The organism is Thalassotalea euphylliae (assembly GCF_042682785.1).
GTDB classification, from domain to species: Bacteria; Pseudomonadota; Gammaproteobacteria; order Enterobacterales; family Alteromonadaceae; genus Thalassotalea_F; species Thalassotalea_F euphylliae.
Map to the genome: position 1 here is coordinate 300383 of NZ_JBHUIB010000001.1, position 17506 is coordinate 317888.

15 protein-coding genes are annotated in these 17506 nt (G+C 43.2%); 4 read left to right on the plus strand and 11 right to left on the minus strand.

The annotated features are described in order from the left end of the window. Positions 1-101 precede the first annotated feature (101 nt). Both ACFSJY_RS01350 and ACFSJY_RS01355 read left to right on the plus strand, forming a co-directional pair. Positions 102-1058 (plus strand): D-2-hydroxyacid dehydrogenase, encoded by a 957-nt coding sequence (locus ACFSJY_RS01350; protein ID WP_386030319.1) that lies wholly within the window; start codon positions 102-104, stop codon positions 1056-1058. A gap of 123 nt (positions 1059-1181) precedes the next feature. Then, positions 1182-3593 (plus strand): Ig-like domain-containing protein, encoded by a 2412-nt coding sequence (locus ACFSJY_RS01355; protein ID WP_386030321.1) that lies wholly within the window; start codon positions 1182-1184, stop codon positions 3591-3593. A gap of 67 nt (positions 3594-3660) precedes the next feature. On the opposite strand, the gene ACFSJY_RS01360 is transcribed toward ACFSJY_RS01355, so the two are convergent. Beyond that, positions 3661-4998 carry an NAD(P)/FAD-dependent oxidoreductase gene (locus tag ACFSJY_RS01360; protein ID WP_386030323.1) on the minus strand — a complete coding sequence of 446 codons (1338 nt, stop codon included), beginning with the start codon at positions 4996-4998 and terminating at the stop codon, positions 3661-3663. A 77-nt stretch (positions 4999-5075) separates the two neighbouring features. Here ACFSJY_RS01360 and ACFSJY_RS01365 point away from each other — a divergent pair, with 77 nt between their 5' ends. After that, the gene (locus tag ACFSJY_RS01365; RefSeq protein WP_386030326.1) at positions 5076-5651 is read left to right on the plus strand and encodes a GNAT family N-acetyltransferase; all 576 of its coding nucleotides are present in this window, start codon (positions 5076-5078) and stop codon (positions 5649-5651) included. Here ACFSJY_RS01365 and thrC read toward each other — a convergent pair. From thrC to ACFSJY_RS01405, 8 genes are all read right to left on the minus strand, one after another. Beyond that, entirely contained in the window at positions 5627-6910 is a 1284-nt protein-coding gene (gene thrC / locus ACFSJY_RS01370; protein ID WP_386030328.1) for a threonine synthase, read from the minus strand. The two genes, ACFSJY_RS01365 and thrC, sit on opposite strands and share 25 nt — an antisense overlap. 19 nt (positions 6911-6929) lie before the next feature. Further along, entirely contained in the window at positions 6930-7871 is a 942-nt protein-coding gene (thrB, locus tag ACFSJY_RS01375; RefSeq protein WP_386030330.1) for a homoserine kinase, read from the minus strand. Next, positions 7871-10327 carry a bifunctional aspartate kinase/homoserine dehydrogenase I gene (gene thrA / locus ACFSJY_RS01380; RefSeq protein WP_386030332.1) on the minus strand — a complete coding sequence of 819 codons (2457 nt, stop codon included), beginning with the start codon at positions 10325-10327 and terminating at the stop codon, positions 7871-7873. The genes thrB and thrA overlap by 1 nt, the downstream gene beginning before the upstream one ends. Positions 10328-10589: 262 nt before the next feature. Beyond that, positions 10590-11540, minus strand: a complete 951-nt coding sequence (locus ACFSJY_RS01385; protein ID WP_386030334.1) for a sensor domain-containing diguanylate cyclase — start codon at positions 11538-11540, stop codon at positions 10590-10592. After that, positions 11540-12145, minus strand: coding sequence for a chemotaxis protein (locus tag ACFSJY_RS01390; RefSeq protein ID WP_386030336.1), 606 nt, complete (start codon positions 12143-12145; stop codon positions 11540-11542). Before ACFSJY_RS01390 ends, ACFSJY_RS01385 begins: the two co-directional genes overlap by 1 nt. Next, positions 12145-12510 (minus strand): response regulator, encoded by a 366-nt coding sequence (locus tag ACFSJY_RS01395; protein WP_386030338.1) that lies wholly within the window; start codon positions 12508-12510, stop codon positions 12145-12147. The genes ACFSJY_RS01390 and ACFSJY_RS01395 overlap by 1 nt, the downstream gene beginning before the upstream one ends. A gap of 453 nt (positions 12511-12963) precedes the next feature. After that, on the minus strand, positions 12964-13686 hold the full coding sequence (locus ACFSJY_RS01400; protein ID WP_386030340.1) for a M48 family metallopeptidase: 723 nt from the start codon (positions 13684-13686) through the stop codon (positions 12964-12966). After that, positions 13686-14006, minus strand: a complete 321-nt coding sequence (locus ACFSJY_RS01405) for a YebG family protein (protein WP_386030342.1) — start codon at positions 14004-14006, stop codon at positions 13686-13688. Before ACFSJY_RS01405 ends, ACFSJY_RS01400 begins: the two co-directional genes overlap by 1 nt. A gap of 383 nt (positions 14007-14389) precedes the next feature. Between ACFSJY_RS01405 and ACFSJY_RS01410 the strand changes: the two genes are divergently transcribed. Beyond that, entirely contained in the window at positions 14390-14737 is a 348-nt protein-coding gene (locus ACFSJY_RS01410) for a DUF3718 domain-containing protein (RefSeq protein ID WP_386030344.1), read from the plus strand. A gap of 98 nt (positions 14738-14835) precedes the next feature. Here ACFSJY_RS01410 and iadA read toward each other — a convergent pair whose 3' ends face one another. Next, entirely contained in the window at positions 14836-15996 is a 1161-nt protein-coding gene (gene iadA, locus ACFSJY_RS01415; protein WP_386030346.1) for a beta-aspartyl-peptidase, read from the minus strand. A gap of 19 nt (positions 15997-16015) precedes the next feature. Then, on the minus strand, positions 16016-17488 hold the full coding sequence (gene yfcC, locus ACFSJY_RS01420) for a putative basic amino acid antiporter YfcC (protein ID WP_386030348.1): 1473 nt from the start codon (positions 17486-17488) through the stop codon (positions 16016-16018). Positions 17489-17506: the final 18 nt, after the last annotated feature.

Sequence of the window (17506 nt, forward strand, 5' to 3'; positions counted from 1 at the left end):
GCGCTGAATTCAAAAGGGTTTAGTAATAAGGTTACTTGAGGCAATGTCGGATTGTCGATAAGCTGACCACAAATTAATTTGAGAGTTTCCAAGACGATTCGATGAAAGCCGTGTTTCTTGATAGAGCTACCTTTAGTAACTCGATAGAACTTACCCCGATTAACCAACAAGTCGGTCAACTTGATACTTATTTACTAACCTCACCATCAGAAGTCATTGAGAGATCAGCAGAAGCAGAGATAATCGTCACCAACAAAGTTGTTATTAACGATGAAATTATGGCCGAACTACCGGCTTTAAAACTGATTTGTGTTGCAGCAACAGGTACCAACAACATCGATCTTGAAGCAGCTAAAAAGCGTGGCATTACTGTCTGCAACGCCAGTGATTACGCGGGTCCGTCTGTTTCACAATATATTTTTTCGCAGTTACTTAACCACTTTCAAAATATAAATCATCATAATAAAAACGTTATTGATGGCAAGTGGGCTTCAAGTACTTCATTTTGCTTTTTAGGAAACCCTATTCAAGAGCTTGCAGGAAAAACATTAGGGCTTGTAGGGTATGGGCATATAGCCCAACAGGTCGAAAAAATTGCTATTGCTTTTGGAATGGATGTTCTCATTGCTGAAAGGCCAGGTGCCACGGCGATTAGAACGGGAAGATTACCGTTTACTGAGGTACTTTCACGTTCAGACATTCTTTCTTTACATTGCCCTTTGACAGAACAAACTAAGCATCTAATGAACACTGAGACATTCGGCCAATGCAAAAAAGGTGCAATATTAGTGAACACTGCACGTGGTCAGATCGTTGAAGAACACGCACTATTGGACGCGCTTACTTCTGGCCAATTAAGTGTTGCTATGCTTGATGTGCTTTCAACCGAACCGCCTCCACCTGAGTCTATTTTGTTAAAGGCACAACCAGATAATCTTGTCATAACCGCTCACATGGCTTGGGCGAGTCAACAAGCACAACAAAGGTTAATACGTATACTAGGCGAAAACATCGAAAGTTTTCTAGCCGGCTCTCCCCTAAACGTAGTCAATAAATAGCGCAATAGCCCGTATTTATGCATGGTTGTGGAAATATTCAACCGATAAACATAGACATTTTACAGCGGTAATTTTATGCTTCGTAATGTTTATAAAAATTATATTTTTCAGTAGGTCACACCGATGAGAAAACTCTTCACCGCATTTTTGATTGCGAGTTTTGGATTATTGACTGGTTGTAACGGCAGTTCAGGCGATAACCCTACCACACCTGGTGAAAGCCAAACCCCAACTACTCTTGTACTCTCGATACAAAATGCCGATGGAGACGAGCAACAAAGTTTTGATAGAGACGATGTCGTGCAGCTTGTTGCTACGCTTTACGATGAAAATAACGACACTATCTCTGGCCGAACCGTAAGTTTTAGCGCCACGATAGGCGAACTCAGTGTCGCAACAAAGTTAACCAACAGTAGTGGGCAAGCCATTGTAAACATAAGCAATGCTGACGGTGCTGCTGGTGCTGGCACGGCAACAGCTACACTCTCAGAACTATCAGATTCTAGTGACTACGAATATACCCTTACCGCTGGGGAAGAGCCGGCAGAGCTTGCCTTGCAGCTATTACTAGACGGTGCACCTGTCAGCCAGTTCAAAGCTGATGAACAAGCGCAATTAGTTGCGACGTTTACTGATGATGATAACCAACCGATTGCTGGTGAAATCGTCACATTTACGGTTGATGTCGGTACGCTGAATACAGCAACTGCGTTAACTGACAGCCTAGGGATGGCGGCTGTGACATTGACCGGTGATACCGCTATTGGAGCTGGTGTGGCCATTGGCACAATCACCAATGCAGAAGATGTTGTTCCTGCACAACTGAATTACGAAATAATTGCATCAGATTCAGTCATTATCGAAGATGAAGTACGTATTGGTTTCATTAATGAAAGCGGCGAATTTGTTGAAGGCCAAGTGGGTTTGGGCGCCAGCCAAATTAGTGCCGGTGGTACTGTTGGCGCGACCGTAAATCTGGTAGATAGCAGTGGTAATCTGATCACAACACCTACGCCGATCACCTTTACTTCTAGTTGTGTACAAAACACGAATGCTACGATTGATGAAACCGTCAACAGTGTTGCTGGTAGCGCTGAAGCAACTTACGAAGATATAAGCTGTGCGGGCCTTACAGGAACCGATGATGAAATTATTGCTTCAATTACCATCAATGGCGTTACCAGTGTAGCAAGCGCAACACTTACGATTACAGGCGAGCAATTAGGGTCAATTGAATTTGTCTCTGCAGAACCAACCTCCATTGTATTGAGAGGGACTGGTGGTCAAGGTAAGCAAGAAACTTCCACACTCACCTTCCAAGTTAAAAGTGCACTTGGCAATGCTGTCGCCCAACAAGTGGTTAACTTCGCACTCGATACGCAGGTAGGTGGTATTGCACTTAACCCTGTAAGCGCACAAACCAATAGCCAAGGTTTGGTTACCACCAAAGTGTCGGCGGGTACCGTACCTACTGCTGTTCGTGTTAGTGCAACAGCAGGAGAAGGCGAGGAACTTATTCAAACGCAATCAGACATTTTGTCAGTAAACACTGGTTTGCCTGAACAGCGCTCTATCACCATTTCAACAACAACGCCAAACCCAGAAGCTAATAGCATCAACGGCGTGCAAGAAACAATCACTGCATATCTGGCAGACAACTTCAACAACCCAGTACCCGATGGTACAACGGTTAACTTTACAACCGAAGGTGGTCAAATAGAACCAAGCTGTACCACAGTCAATGGTAACTGTTCTGTGGTTTGGACTAGCGCAGAGCCGCGTGTGGAAGATCACAGAATAACCGTTTTAGCTACGGCTATTGGCCATGAAACATTCTTTGATACTAACGGTAACAACGTATTCGATAACGACGACGGTACTGCATCGCCAAATGACAATGTAAGCTCAGGTTTTGGCCGTCAGTTCGCAGAAGATAGCGGCTTTATTGATATGAGCGAAGCATGGCGAGATGATAACGAGAATAACGCCTTTGATGCCGGTGAAACCTTTATCGACTTCAATAACGACAACACATTTTCTGCCCGTGATGGCGTATTTAATGGACCACAATGTGAAGGCAGCTTATGTGGTGCAGACGGTGCAACTTCGATCCATGTCCGTAAAGCGTTGTTGATGGTCATGGCAAGCTCAACAGCGCTTTACAGCCTTGTTGATGGGGATTCTGATGTCGAATATGCCAATAACAACACAGGCAATAACGTTGCTATTCCATCGATTGCTGACGGAAGCGTAAGACGATTCACCTTTAACTTTTACGATAATGCTGTTGATGCTGACGGCAATCCATTCTTCAGAGCCATGCCGAAAGACACACAGGTCACGGTCACTTCAAGTGTTGGCGATTTAGATGGCGTAACATCGTTCACGGTAGGAAATGCACTAAATGGTCATTCAATGAGCTTCTTTGTTATTAACCCAGCAGACGGTGATGCAGAGGTTGGCGTATTAACGATTGAAATTGTAGCGCCATCAGGCGTCACGACGACACTAAGCAGAGAAATCAATCTCGATTAGCTGTAGCCTGAACATTTCACAGTAAAAAGCCACGCTACGCGTGGCTTTTTTAGTGATATCAGAGTAATTAGAAGTAATTGTCTTTTACTTTGCCGTATTGAAAATAGCCCCATTGCCCTACACGCCTCAACGGCGCAAACGGAAACGTTGGTAGAGGTTTATTGAATATCGGTAGATCTGGCACTTTCTTTTCAGCGACACGTTCAGCTAGACGCTTACCACCTTGTGCAGAAAAAGCGAGACCAGCACCACAGTATCCCATAGAATAAAACACTTGTTGCTTTTCATCATGATAAATATGAGGAATATCATCAAGCGACATACAAATCCAACCCGCCCAAGCATAATCATAACGCAATGCATGTAAGGCAGGAAAACTTTGCTTTAATACAGACAACAACCTATTGGCATAGTAAGGGTCTTCAGCGCCTTTTCCTGTGATGGCACCTCGACCACCAAACAGTATGCGATTATCCGGTAATTTGCGGTAATAATACTTCAATGCTCTTGTATCCATCACAACATTGTTGGTTTGCCAATTACAGGCGGCAAGCTGTTCTTCTGTTAACGGCTCAGTAACGATAATTTGGGAAAGTACAGGCAAAAAGCGATTATTCACGGCGGCATGAAAACCTTTAGGTGTATAACCATTCGTCGCCAATACTACCTTACTTGCAGTCACTGTTGCTTTAGGTGTTTTTAACGTATGTCTAGTGCCTTGCTGCTGCCAGTCGATAACAGGAGAGCCGGTGTATACCATTGCACCTGCTTTTTGTGCCAACGATTGATAACCCCATGCAAGCTTCAGTGGATTCAAACCAAAACCGTCATGATATCGAATCGCACCGTATGCATTTTGATCATCCATAAACTGCTGTCGAACTTGTTCTTTCGTCAGCACCTCTACTTGATAGCCGAATTGCTTCGCTTGAATCTCCGCCAAGTCCACAAGTTCTTGCAGCTTTGATGGTTTGTGCGCCACTTTTAGATAACCAGGCGCTTGCCTGTCACAATCAATCCCTTCTGCAATTAACGCATTGACCGTTTCAGCACCTGCAGACATCTCTTGGTAGATTCCGCGCATCACTTCTTCACCCCAGTCTTTCGCCATCGCACTAAAAGGTTTTCGACCAGAAGACTTCAAGACAAAGCCCGCGTTTCTGCCACTACAGCCCCAAGCGGTTTGGTTTGCCTCTAACACGACCGCATGAATACCGTGCGCTTTTGCTAAGTGGTAAGCACATGATAAACCGGTAAACCCCGCACCGATAATGACAACATCGGCGTCAATATCCGATTGTAACTCCCCGTTTGATGTTGGCGCAGAGCCAGAAATATTGGCCCAATAGCTATCAGGATAGGGAGTATTTTGGCCTGGCGATAAATCATGAAGTGGATCGTACATAAGGAATTATTAATGCGAAGTGTTCAGAACAGTGGCAAACTATGCCATTACCTTTCGTCATTTGTATACAAGAATTTATGGCTGAAATTAACTACCGCCCATTTACGCCTGAAGACTTTGCACAAGTTATTGTTCTAGGCAACTCTGTGCATGGGGATGGATATTTAGACCAGACAAATATCAAAGACTGGTATGAAAAAGGGCTTAAAAACAACATTAATGCCGGCTTTGTGGCATATGATAACGACAAACTCGTCGGCTTTCGCATTACTTATGCGGTTGGTCAATGGGATATCGACAAGTGGAGCACACCGACAAAATGGCGTGTTTCGCCAGACGAAGTTTGTTACTTTAAGTGTAATACTGTTGACGCCAATTACCGTGGCTTTGGCATAGGTAGTGAGCTGTTAAAACTGTCTATTAACGCCGCGCACATGCAAGGAGCTAGTGCAGGGGTAAGTCATCTGTGGAAACAAAGCCCAGGTAATAGTGCAGTAAAATACTTCACCAAATGTGGCGGAGAGCTAGTGCAATCGCACCCAGACAAATGGCGAGAAGATGCCTTGAATGGATACGATTGTGTGCTGTGTGGACATGACTGCCACTGCGAAGCTGCAGAAATGATTATTTATTTTACTTCTGACAACAAATAGTCGCGCAGTTGAGCAAAATCAGCGGCCATATCCACAGAAAGAATTTTCTCACCCGCACAATCAGCCAATTCCTTAGGCAAAGCGATTGGCTGACCTAATGTGTTTTCCACCACATCTTTGAATTTCGCTGGGTGTGCTGTACCTAAGAAAACACCAAACTCCTCTTCACTACATTGGCCTAATGCTTTGTAAGCTATAGCAGCATGAGGTTCGCTAATATAACCTAACTTACTCAGTCCGATAACCGTTGCCGAGGTCTGCTCTTCATCTACACAAATACCTGAGACACACTCTTCAACAATACCAGTTTGAAGCATATGTTCTACACGTGGCCAATTGTTTGGATTGCTGACATCCATTGCATTAGACATCGTTGGAATGGTTGCCTTTGGTGCCCATTCACCGGTGGCTAAGTAACGGGGCACTGTGTCATTCACATTCGTCGCAGCAACAAATCGCTTAATCGGTAAACCCATCGCTTTAGCGAACAAGCCTGCCGTTAAATTACCAAAGTTACCGCTCGGTACAGAGAAGACAATATCGGCAACATTGGTATTTTGACGCTTTAGTTGAGCAACGGCTTCAAAGTAATAACACACCTGCGCCAATAAACGGCTGATATTGATTGAATTGGCAGAATTCAATCCAATAGTTTGCGCTAGCCCTTTGTCATCAAACGCATCTTTAACCAACGCCTGACAATCATCAAAACTACCTTCAACAGCAACTGTTGAAATGTTACCGCCCAGTGTGGTGAACATTTTTTCTTGCAGTAAGCTGATTTTACCTTTGGGATAAAGGATAACGACATTGATATTGTCTAATCCATGAAACGCGTGTGCAACAGCAGCGCCAGTATCACCCGACGTCGCTGTCAGTATCGTAATTTTTTTATCTTTGCTAAATTTTTGCAGGCACTGCGCCATAAAACGTGCGCCGAAATCTTTGAACGCGAGCGTTGGCCCATGAAAAAGTTCAAGCACAGCGCGCTGCTCGCTAATTGGCTGAATTTGCGCAGGAAAGTTGAATGCATTAGTGACAATTTCTGTCAGTTCTTGTTTAGATAAGTCACCTGCCACAAAGGGGGCTAATACATGCACACTGCGCTCAACCAAAGGCATAGCAAGCAACTCATCAATATTGTCTAAAGCAGGGATATTTTCTGGGAAAAATAAACCTTGGTTACTGCCCAAGCCTTGTCTTACCGCTTGAGAAAAGCTGACTTGCTCTTCGGGATGTTTTAAATTAAAAAAATTCACAATGTTTGTCCTTCAAATTTTAAATACGGCGAGCGCCTTGATTGTCAGCTTGGCAAACATGCACAAAGCCCAAATCAGTTTGCAAATAATGTTCTTTAAGCCACTTTGCAGTAGCCTCTGCTTGTGCTTTTGATTCAGCAACCGCAAAGAGCGTTGGGCCAGAGCCGGAAATACCGACAGCTATACATAATTCTTCTGTTAAATAGTTTTTGGCGGCTTGATAGCCAGGTAATAGGTGTTGGCGATAGGGCTCAGCAACTACATCGTCAAATAAGCCAAACGCTTGTCTTTTATCTTGTCTGTGACACGCATCAACAAAGCCAGACAGTGTTTGCCCATAAGTAATGAGATCTGCACGAGAATATTCTGATGGTAAAACCTCACGCGCAGCCTTGGTAGAGACTTCAATCCCCGGATAAGCCATGACAAAGAAGCAATCATCAAAACTTGGCAAAGTGCGAGTAATAATGTCTGGATCTGCCACCATTAACTGAAGACCACCAAGGTAACAAGGAGCAACATTGTCATAATGCAAACTACCACTGATTTGAGCTTCCATTTCCCCCATCATTCTCAGCATGACTTCTTGAGAAAAAAAGGTATCGTAAAACGCATTTAGACCGTGAAGAGCAGCAACAACGGAACAAGCACTTGACCCTAAACCGCTCCCAACCGGCATCTTCTTATCTAGCGTCAATTTTACTGTTTGTACTTTTTGGCTAGTTTTAGCAAGCGCTTGATTGAAGTGCACAAGACAATCCCACACGATATTTTGCTCTGGCTGACTTGGCAATTTATCCGCAAAGCGGCCAACAACGGCAAGCTCATTTTTCTCTGCCGCCTCAACAGAAACAACATCGCCTAACAAAGTGCCATCGGCTGGCTGCACAGCCATACCAAGAACATCAAAACCCACACTGACATTACCAATTGAGGCGGGTGCAAAAACTGACACGGCCATTAGTGTTGTTGCTCCCACGCTAATGTTCTTAGGAGATCACCAAATACACCGGCTGCAGTAACGGCTGCACCTGCACCATAACCACGTAATACAAAGGGTAATGGTTGATAATACTTAGAATGGATAGCAAGCGCATTCTCACCATCTTTGATGGCATATAATGGATGATCCACGCCTACAGCTTGGATAGACACTTTACACTTACCTTGATTAATCGTGCCGATGTAACGCAACACTTTCCCCTCAGCTTGAGCAGATGAAACTTGCTCAGCAACTTGCGCGTCTAGGCTTGGCAGGTTTGTCATAAAATCAGTCACGCTGCCATTGGCGTCAAAGCTTGATGGCAATACTGAATCCACATCAATATCACTCAACTCCAACGGCATGCCTGCTTCACGTGCCATAATGAGTAGCTTTCTAGCGACATCCATACCGCTCAAGTCATCACGAGGATCTGGTTCTGTAAAGCCATTTTCCTTGGCAATAGCTGTTGCTTGAGATAACGACATCCCCTCTTCTAGCTTGCCGAAAATATAAGACAATGAGCCAGATAAAATGCCTTCAAATTGAATCAATTCATCACCCGCTTTTAGCAAGTTCTGAAGCGTGTCAATAACTGGTAAACCTGCCCCTACCGTTGTCTCATAAAGAAAACGACGATTTGTGCTTTGTGCCGCTTGGCGCATTTGTTGGTAGTATTCCCAACTATCGGTATTTGCTTTTTTGTTCGGCGTTACGACATGAAAGCCTTCTGCCAAGAAGTCTGCATAAGACAACGCTAACTCTTCATTTGAGGTGACATCCACTAACACAGGGTTAATTAAATGGTTGTCGCGGACAAACGCTTTTAGGTTATCAACGTTTAGCACTTCTTGTTCATTCTCAAACACTGACTGCCAATTTGCTAAATCAACGCCCTCTTTATTGAACGCCATGCCTTTAGAATTTGCCAAACCATAGACTTTTAAGTCGATATTCTGCGCTTTTAATGACGCTTGTTGTTTAGCGATTTGACTCAGTAACTCACTTCCAACAACGCCACATCCAACAACGAATGCATCAATTGTTGGCCTATGTGAGAAGAAGTTCTGGTGGCACACTTTCAGTGCATCAGTGCATTTACGTTGTTCAATGACCACAGAGATACTGCGTTCAGATGAATCTTGCGCAATGGCAACCACGTTAACGCGGGCTTGCGCAAGAGATGAAAAGAGCTTGGCAGCAACACCGCGTTGATGGTGCATACCGTCACCAACGAGTGAAACGATAGACAAGTTACTCTGTAAATCGACAGGCTCGAGCAGACCATTCAGTAGCTCAAGTTCAAATTCTTGCTTCAAGCTTTGTTCTGCCATACGAGCGTCAGCAGAGTGAATACAGAAACTGATACAGTACTCACTTGATGATTGACTGATCATCACCATCGAAATATTTTCTCGACTCATTGCAGCAAAAACGCGACTAGCCATACCAACCATGCCCTTCATGCCAGGACCAGAGACATTAACCATAGTCAAGTCATCAAGATTTGATATCGCTTTAACTTGTTGTTTGTCATCAGTTTCATTGGCAATCCGTGTACCTGGTGCTGCTGGGTTGCTTGTGTTTTTGATTAGACAAGGGATGTGATATTGCGCAATCGGACCGATTGTTTTGGGGTGCAAAACTTTCGCCCCAAAATACGATAGCTCCATCGCCTCTTGATAAGACAAGTAGTCAAGAAGACGTGCATCTTTGATAACACGTGGGTCAGCGTTATAAACACCATTAACATCTGTCCAAATTTCACAACACTCAGCTTCAGCACATACAGCCAACACAGCAGCGGAATAGTCTGAGCCATTACGACCAAGTGTCGTTACTTGACCATAGCTATTAACACCAATAAATCCTGGCATAATGGCGATATCCGCTAGCTCACGGTATTCCGTTTGGTATTTCTCTTTACACAGCACCAAATCAGCAACGGCGTTTAACGAAACGTCATTTGTGTGCAAAAACTTCTCAGGTGACAGTTCCTCAGACTTATAAGACATTGCTGCTAGCACTGAAGAAAGGATTGCAACACTTAAGCGTTCACCCGTACTAATGATTTCTGCTCGAACATGGTCAGGACAAAATTCTAACAAGTGCGCGCCCTGCATAAAGCGCGAAAGGCGTTGTTCACAATGCGCTAAAGTTTGCTCTGCATGGATAACACTGAATTCAGGTAGAGTCGCGGTTAAGTCGTCAATAATATTTTGAATGGCTGTTTTAAAATGCGACAAGTCTTGCTGCATCTGCGCTTCATTCTTAATATTTTCTGCCATTGCCACTAAGTGATTGGTGACCCCTTGTGGCGCAGAAACAACCACCGCTAGGCGAGATGATTGTGCTTTATCGACAACAATGTTGGCTACCGCCACAAAGCGTTCTGCCGACGCTAAAGACGAACCACCAAACTTAAGTACTCGCATTTTCTCTTCCTCTAAAAATGAAAAAGCCCGCGACCTTTTCGGGTCACGGGCTTGGTAAATTCTTGTTTTTTTTACGCGTCAGCCTATGACCACCATCCGTTGAGAATGGTAGTGGTAATAATGATAATGGTGTGGCTATTTACTGTACGCATGGGTTTAAAATGCCATTGCAAAATTAGAATGTCAACTCTAATTTTGAGAAAAGATAGTGATTAGTTATTCGTTTTTTGTGAATTATTCGTCAGATAGTTATGAGTATCTATTAGGAGCACTTAGTTAGCTGTTGGGCGACGCAAATTTGGTTACGTCCCATCGACTTGGCCCTATACAGCTCATTATCAGCACTTGATATGACTTGTTCATAACGCTGATGTTCATCCGATAGCTCTGCAACCCCTAAACTGATAGAAACCTGTATGCGATCGCCCTCAAAGACAAACTCTTGCTCAGCTACTTTCTTTCGAACGCGTTCTGCCACCTCTGCGGCACCTGGCAAACGTGTTTCAGGCAGAATAATAGCGAATTCTTCACCACCATAGCGACCAAAGATATCGGCGTCTCGCAACAGACTTTTAATACAAGCTGCGGTTTGTTCTAACACCATATCGCCGCATTGATGTCCGTATGTATCATTCAATCGTTTAAAGTGGTCTAAATCAAACAAGATAAGACTCATGGCCGTTTTATAGCGCTCGCATCGACAGAATTCACGACTGAGACTTTCTTCCCAAAAACGGCGATTATAGATCTGTGTCAAACCATCAATTCGACTAGCTCTCTCAAGTTCATCCATTGCTTCTTTGAGCCTTGACTGGTAATGACAAACATCAGTCACATCTTCAATCAATAGACAAATACCGGCGAGTGTTCCTTCCTGTAAATAAGGTAAGAAAGAGCAATTTTGCGCCATCAATTTATTTTCTGTCGTAATTGGACGTGTGTGCGGCAACTCAAATAAGTGGTGACGTTGCTCCCAAGAACTGTAGGTAGGTGTGCCAAGTTGAACGACACTGGCGACTTTTCGCTCAAACCATTTCTTAGGTAATTCGGGAAACACGTCAAAGATGGATTCACCTTTAAAATCGTCTAAGTTTTTATTCGCGTGTAATGCGAGAAACCTGTTCCAACTAAGCACCTTGAGTGACAAGTCTAAAATCAGAATACCGGAATTCAAGGAGTCCGTAATTTGAGTAAGTTCTACATCAGCGTTCATTAGAACGACTCCAAAATCCTATCGATAACCGCTTTTATATTTTCTATGGCTTCAGCAGGAATCAGGAGCACCATTTCGCAGTTGAAGGAATAATCGGTGACTTGGTAATTGATATTCACTTTCAGTGCCGTATCGCAATCAAAGGATAGCTGATCTAAATGTTCAGACAACGATCCTTCTACCGACGACATCAGGCGAGGTGCGGAATACGACATCTGATTTTCAATTTGTCCTGCAAACACATTTAAAAACGTAGTTGTGAGAATTGAACTGATATCAATGAGTTGCTCTTCAATTGATAATTCGTCGGGTTCATATCCCAACAAATCCGCCAATCGATCAGAGTCTTGGTGTTGATAAACTAGAATAGCCTCGCCACGAATACCTTCATAACCAAAGAAACCCTGGCTTACCATGGACGTCGACTCTTCATCGTTGACCAAGCTTTCAGTGAGTCCCTCGCCATCAACTAGGTCGATACTTGGAACGGTCAAAAAAACAAAGGTATCAAGGTAGCGCGCTAACTGATCACTCGCTTGCCCCATGGCAACATTGATCAGTTCTTGCAAACAGTCTTGTTGATCTTCGTTCAACTCATAGGACATTACATCATTCCGTGATCTTGCAATGTAGACACTAATAGGTCTGCTTTAACGGGTTTGCGTAAAAAGGCTTTGGCGCCAAGCTCCATCACCTTGTTTTGCATTTCAGGTTGGATATCGGCAGAAATAACAAATACATCTACCGTTATATTTTCGTCTTTTATACCTTCAAGTACACCGATACCATCTAATTCAGGCATGGTTAGATCAAGAAATAAGACATCAATACGATTGTTTCGAAGCACTTCCAAAGCTTCTAAGCCGTTGGTAGCTAACTGGACGTCCACTTCCCATTTTTCTGGCAAGCTTCTAAGTACTTGTTTGCGGGCTAAATTTGAATCATCACAAATCAAAACTGACGATTTCATCTATAACTTCCATCGTTATTATTATTCTTTAGGAGCTTTAATCTAACTCAATTTAGGAAGTTTGTTAATGATATTTACAGGAAATGTTGTAAGATTTTCGGACAATTACGCCACTTAGCAGCGTAATCAGCACTAATTCGCTACTGTTTCAGTAAATTGACGATTTTATGACGGCGCTATCAGCTGGCAACAATAAGCTGTAAAGATATCAACGAAATAAGCGCTGACGCTACATAAATCGCTATCATTTTCATCGTGTTAGTTGATAGTTTCATCATATTCTCTCGCAATTGACTATATGCCATGTACTGCTCAAATATTAAACAAGCAAGATTTAATCCATATCCACGGTTTTTCCACCGTGCGCCAGATGCATGCTGTTTATTGTTAGACCATCAAACTGATGAAAAATTACACATTATAGTTAAAAATTCAGCTCTGCATCCAATACCGTCAAACAAGTAATATACGGTGGTGATGTTTCAGCCAAGCTTTGGCATCTTTTAGCTGCGGAAAATAGTTGGCAACCAACCCCCAAAAATCACGGGAGTGGTTAAGGTATTTTAAGTGACAGAGTTCATGCACGATGACATAGTCAACCACCCAGTCAGGACAAGCCATCAACCAACTATTGAGGCTAACCTTTCCTGATGCAGTGCAGCTGCCCCAACGACCTTTAAAGGTTTTAATGGTTAACTCAGTGGGTTCTAGGCCGATTACCGCTGACCATGCATCAACGCGAGAAGGCAGTATCTTTTCAGCTTCTCTTTTAAAGTAGCTATTCAGTAGCGACTTCAATTTTTTGTTTCGGTTCTGGTCTGTTGAGTATGAATTCCATGTCCTACGCGAGAGTTCAAATCGCAATGTATCTAATGTCTCAAATACACGCGTTTGCTTGGCTTCAACCACTTCACATTGAACATTACGCCCAGCTACCAATAAACATCCACTATCAACAAGTTGGTAAGCAGGATACTGTGCTTTACGGCTCTGGTGATTCGCCAACTTTTTCTGGAGCCAAACTGACTTCTCTGCAATAAAGCGTTCAATAAAACTATCAGCCACAAAAAAAGGGGCGCGTACAATTAAGCGACCCTCTTTAATCTGTAATCCAATAGTTTTGCGGCGGTGACTTTTTACAAGTTCATAGTCCAGCGATATTTCTGCTGATGGCATTAACTCGCTTCGCTTAACTCTTCTTTATCAACCGCCTTCAGCTTTGGGCTTTTTTTCTCTGCTTTTGCTGGTGTAGGCTTCGTGACTTTTGGTTTTTTAGCTTGCAGTGCAATCAGCACATCTTCACGATGTTTAGCAAGGAAGATACTTAAATCCTCAGTCATTTTTTCGTCAAGCTCAATTGGTGCATCGGCAAACATTTCAGTAAGGTTGTCGGCCATATCCAACATTTTGTCGTATTCATCTGCGGCCTTCTTATCCATAAATGTCTGTACCTCCTTACCCTGTCTAATTACTACAAAACGACTTTCAACTGCCATGCCTTTCCTCTCCAATCTGAAAGATAATTTTTCAGCGATAAAATAATGCACAATAAACTGTATGAATCAACAGTAACACAACTCACCATTTTTACCAAGATAAGAAATGAGATTTGCTAAACAAAGCAATTTTCAACGCCGTAAACCATGTCGATTTGTAGCGGTGTATGTCTATTTATCAACGAATGTAAAAGTTAATGTCATTGATGAATTTTTATGCATTTTAGCTAGTTAAGGAATTCAGTCACTTAGCGACCAAATGCTAGGTTTTAGCGGTAAAGTTGTTTACATCCCGACGTTTGGTATTAACAACTTTTTGGTTCAAACAAGCCACTATATAAGTGTGCGAAACAGGACGCACATTTAATAAGTGGAGAAGAAACATGAACAAAGTAAAAGTATCAGCAATTGCAATTATTACAGGTCTTTCTATGTCAGCAGCGAGCACATCTGCATTAGCTTTAGACCGCCAGGTTGAAGCAGCTTTAGTTAAAGTATGTAAATCTACGTTAAGCGACAAGCCTATTCGTATGAAGCACGCAATGGAAGACTATAACCTTGAAGCGCGTGAAGTCGCATTGAATGTTATGTGCAATGGTGAAGACATCATTAGCTTTGCAGCAAACAATGGTGCAAACAAAACAGCATCTCGCCTACAAAGCAGTATTGGTGGTGTAGATATTATTGATGTGGCAGCAGTAAATAAAATTAACGTAACTTTTGAACAATAAAGATAACTACCATGCCTCAAGTAAAGAAAAAGCGCGTGCTCCAGTAATCACTGAGCACGCCACTTCTTTATCAACTAAGCGCGCTGCATATAGCTGCTTCAAAAGTGAGATGTAATGACCACTTTACCCGCTTTCATTAATTCTGCGCCTTTTGAATAAACATCCTCAACAGCGAAAGAGTCAGCACGAAGCACATTAAGGTCAGCATCAACTCCTTCCACTATCCTACCTTTTTTAAGGTTCAAAATGTCTGCTGGTGACTGGGTTACACTCGCGATAGCCTCGGCAATAGACACATTATGCTCTAAGATGGCCTCGACAACCGATTCATGCAAACTTGCGACTTTACCCACTTGTAAATCCACTAACTTACCCGCATCATCAAACAGTGGTAGGCTAGCGTTACCGTCTGAACTCATCGTTATCTGAGAAACAGGCACGCCTTTATCTAACGCTATAGCCATAGCGTGCGCCGCTGACACTTCTCCCGATGCCAAAATTTGCTCATTTGTACTGGTCGTAAAGTCTATATAACCGCCCGCTTTCGCCAATGAAATTCCTTGTTCAAGTAATTCAGCACTTCGGTTCATATGTGTAGGGTAGAATTGTGTTACAGGGATATCCGTTTCTTCTGCTACTTGCTGAATAAGCGACACCCCTTCCTCACTGTCACCGACATGGATACTGACAATGCCTGACTTGTTCGCCAACATGCCCCCAACTCTTGCTTCAGAGGCAACTTTCGCCAGCTCATTTACCGTTAACTGTGAGCCTCGGTGATCAGCTATTGCAACCTCACCAACACCAATAAACTTATCAATTAGCATAATGTCTTTAGTGACTGAACCCGTAATATTGACTGCAGGCAAATGATAAGAGCCAGTGTGGCAATAAACATTGAGGCCTTGCTCTTCCAAAGCATAACTTTTGGCGAGCAAGTTTTCTAAACTACGGGTAATCGAATCGGTTCCAAGAACGCCCACTAAGGTTGTAACTCCACCGACTATTGCTTCTTCTATCGACATTTCGGGTGTTCGGGTTGAATACCCGCCTTCTCCACCGCCACCGGTAATGTGTACAAGAGAATCGACAAATCCCGGACATAATATCTTGCCCTGGCAATCTATCACCTCAATATCATCGCGATAAAAAGATGTTAGCTCATCCGCTATTTTGAGGATTTTGGTACCGGCAATAAGCACGTCCTTAGTACCCAAGTACTGAGGTGAATACACCTCAGCCTGTTTAAATAATTTCATATTTTTTCCATATGTTTAGCTATTGAAAGTTGATAGCAACAGCCACAACAATAAATAAAGCAGCAGTACTCATCATCAATAGCATGAATTTGCCAATGAACTTAGCCCATACAAGCCAGTCAATGCGCGCTACACCTAAACAGCCAATTAAGGATGCAGAGGTAGGAATAATAAGGTTGGTTAAGCCATCACCGAGTTGAAACGCTAGTACAGCAACTTGTCTAGAGACGCCAACGAGATCACTTAATGGCGCCATTAATGGCATTGTCAGTGCTGCTTGCCCAGAGCCCGACGCAATAAAAAAGTTAAACACCGATTGGAATACGAACATCAGTAGTGCTGACAGCATCGTTGGCAATTCACCAATAGCACCTGCTGCGTAATATAAAATCGTGTTTAACACCGAAGGCTGGTCGGCACTATCTCCGCCAAGAATGATAACAATGCCTTTTGCCATCCCGACAATCATGGCGGCAGGGAGTAAATCTTTTGCCCCGTGCTTAAAAGCGTCTGCGACATCATTAACCAACAGCCGTTTTGACAACACAGCAATGGCACCAACAACAATGCCCATGGTGAAAAACTGGCTAGCAATTTCAGGGATATAATAACCACGGGCAATTACGCCCCAAATAACCCAACAAATACCCGCAAAGAAACTCAGTAATATTGCGGTATCTACATTACTGTAATTGACCGCACTATTCGCACTTTGTTCCTGTCTATGCTTTTCATCAATGTCGAAATTCGGAGACAACGATGGCGTCTTTTTTATCGTGTTGGCATAACGCATAGTAAATACCAAACCAATCAAGGTAAAAATAACCCACATGGCAATACGAAAACCCATGCCAGACATTAGCGGAACGCCCGCGATACCTTGTGCAATGGCAACACTAAAAGGATTCATCCATGAAGCAGCAAAGCCAATTTGAGTTGCCACATAGGTTACCATTACCGTGGTTATCGCATCGTAGCCAATAGCCAGCATCAGCGGTAACAGGACAATACAAAAGGCAATTGCCTCTTCGCCCATACCAAAAATCGCACCGCCAAGTGAAAATAGAACAAACAAAATTGGAATAAACAGCACATCCAAGTTTTTAGTACGCTCTATCAAGGCCAGAACACCGTTATCTATTGCGCCTGATCGCATCACGATACCAAATGCACCACCGGTTAAGATGATAAACATCATAACTCCGATTGCTGAGCCCCATTTGTCGCCCGAGACCATACCTTCGAACGCAAAGTTTAAGAAACCAATGCCGCCACCTTCGGCAAACAAAGGAACACCGTAGCTTTCCTCAACTTGCTCATAGCTATCAGCAACAAGGACAGACTTACCGGTTGCCTCATCAGTGGTTATATCGAACTGACCTGCTGGGATTACATGTGTTGCAAACGCAGCAAACAGCACAACAAAAAATAAGATAACAAATGCATCAGGCATCGATTTACCGGATGCATTCGTCGATTGAGGATTCGTCATAACCTACTCTACTTATTT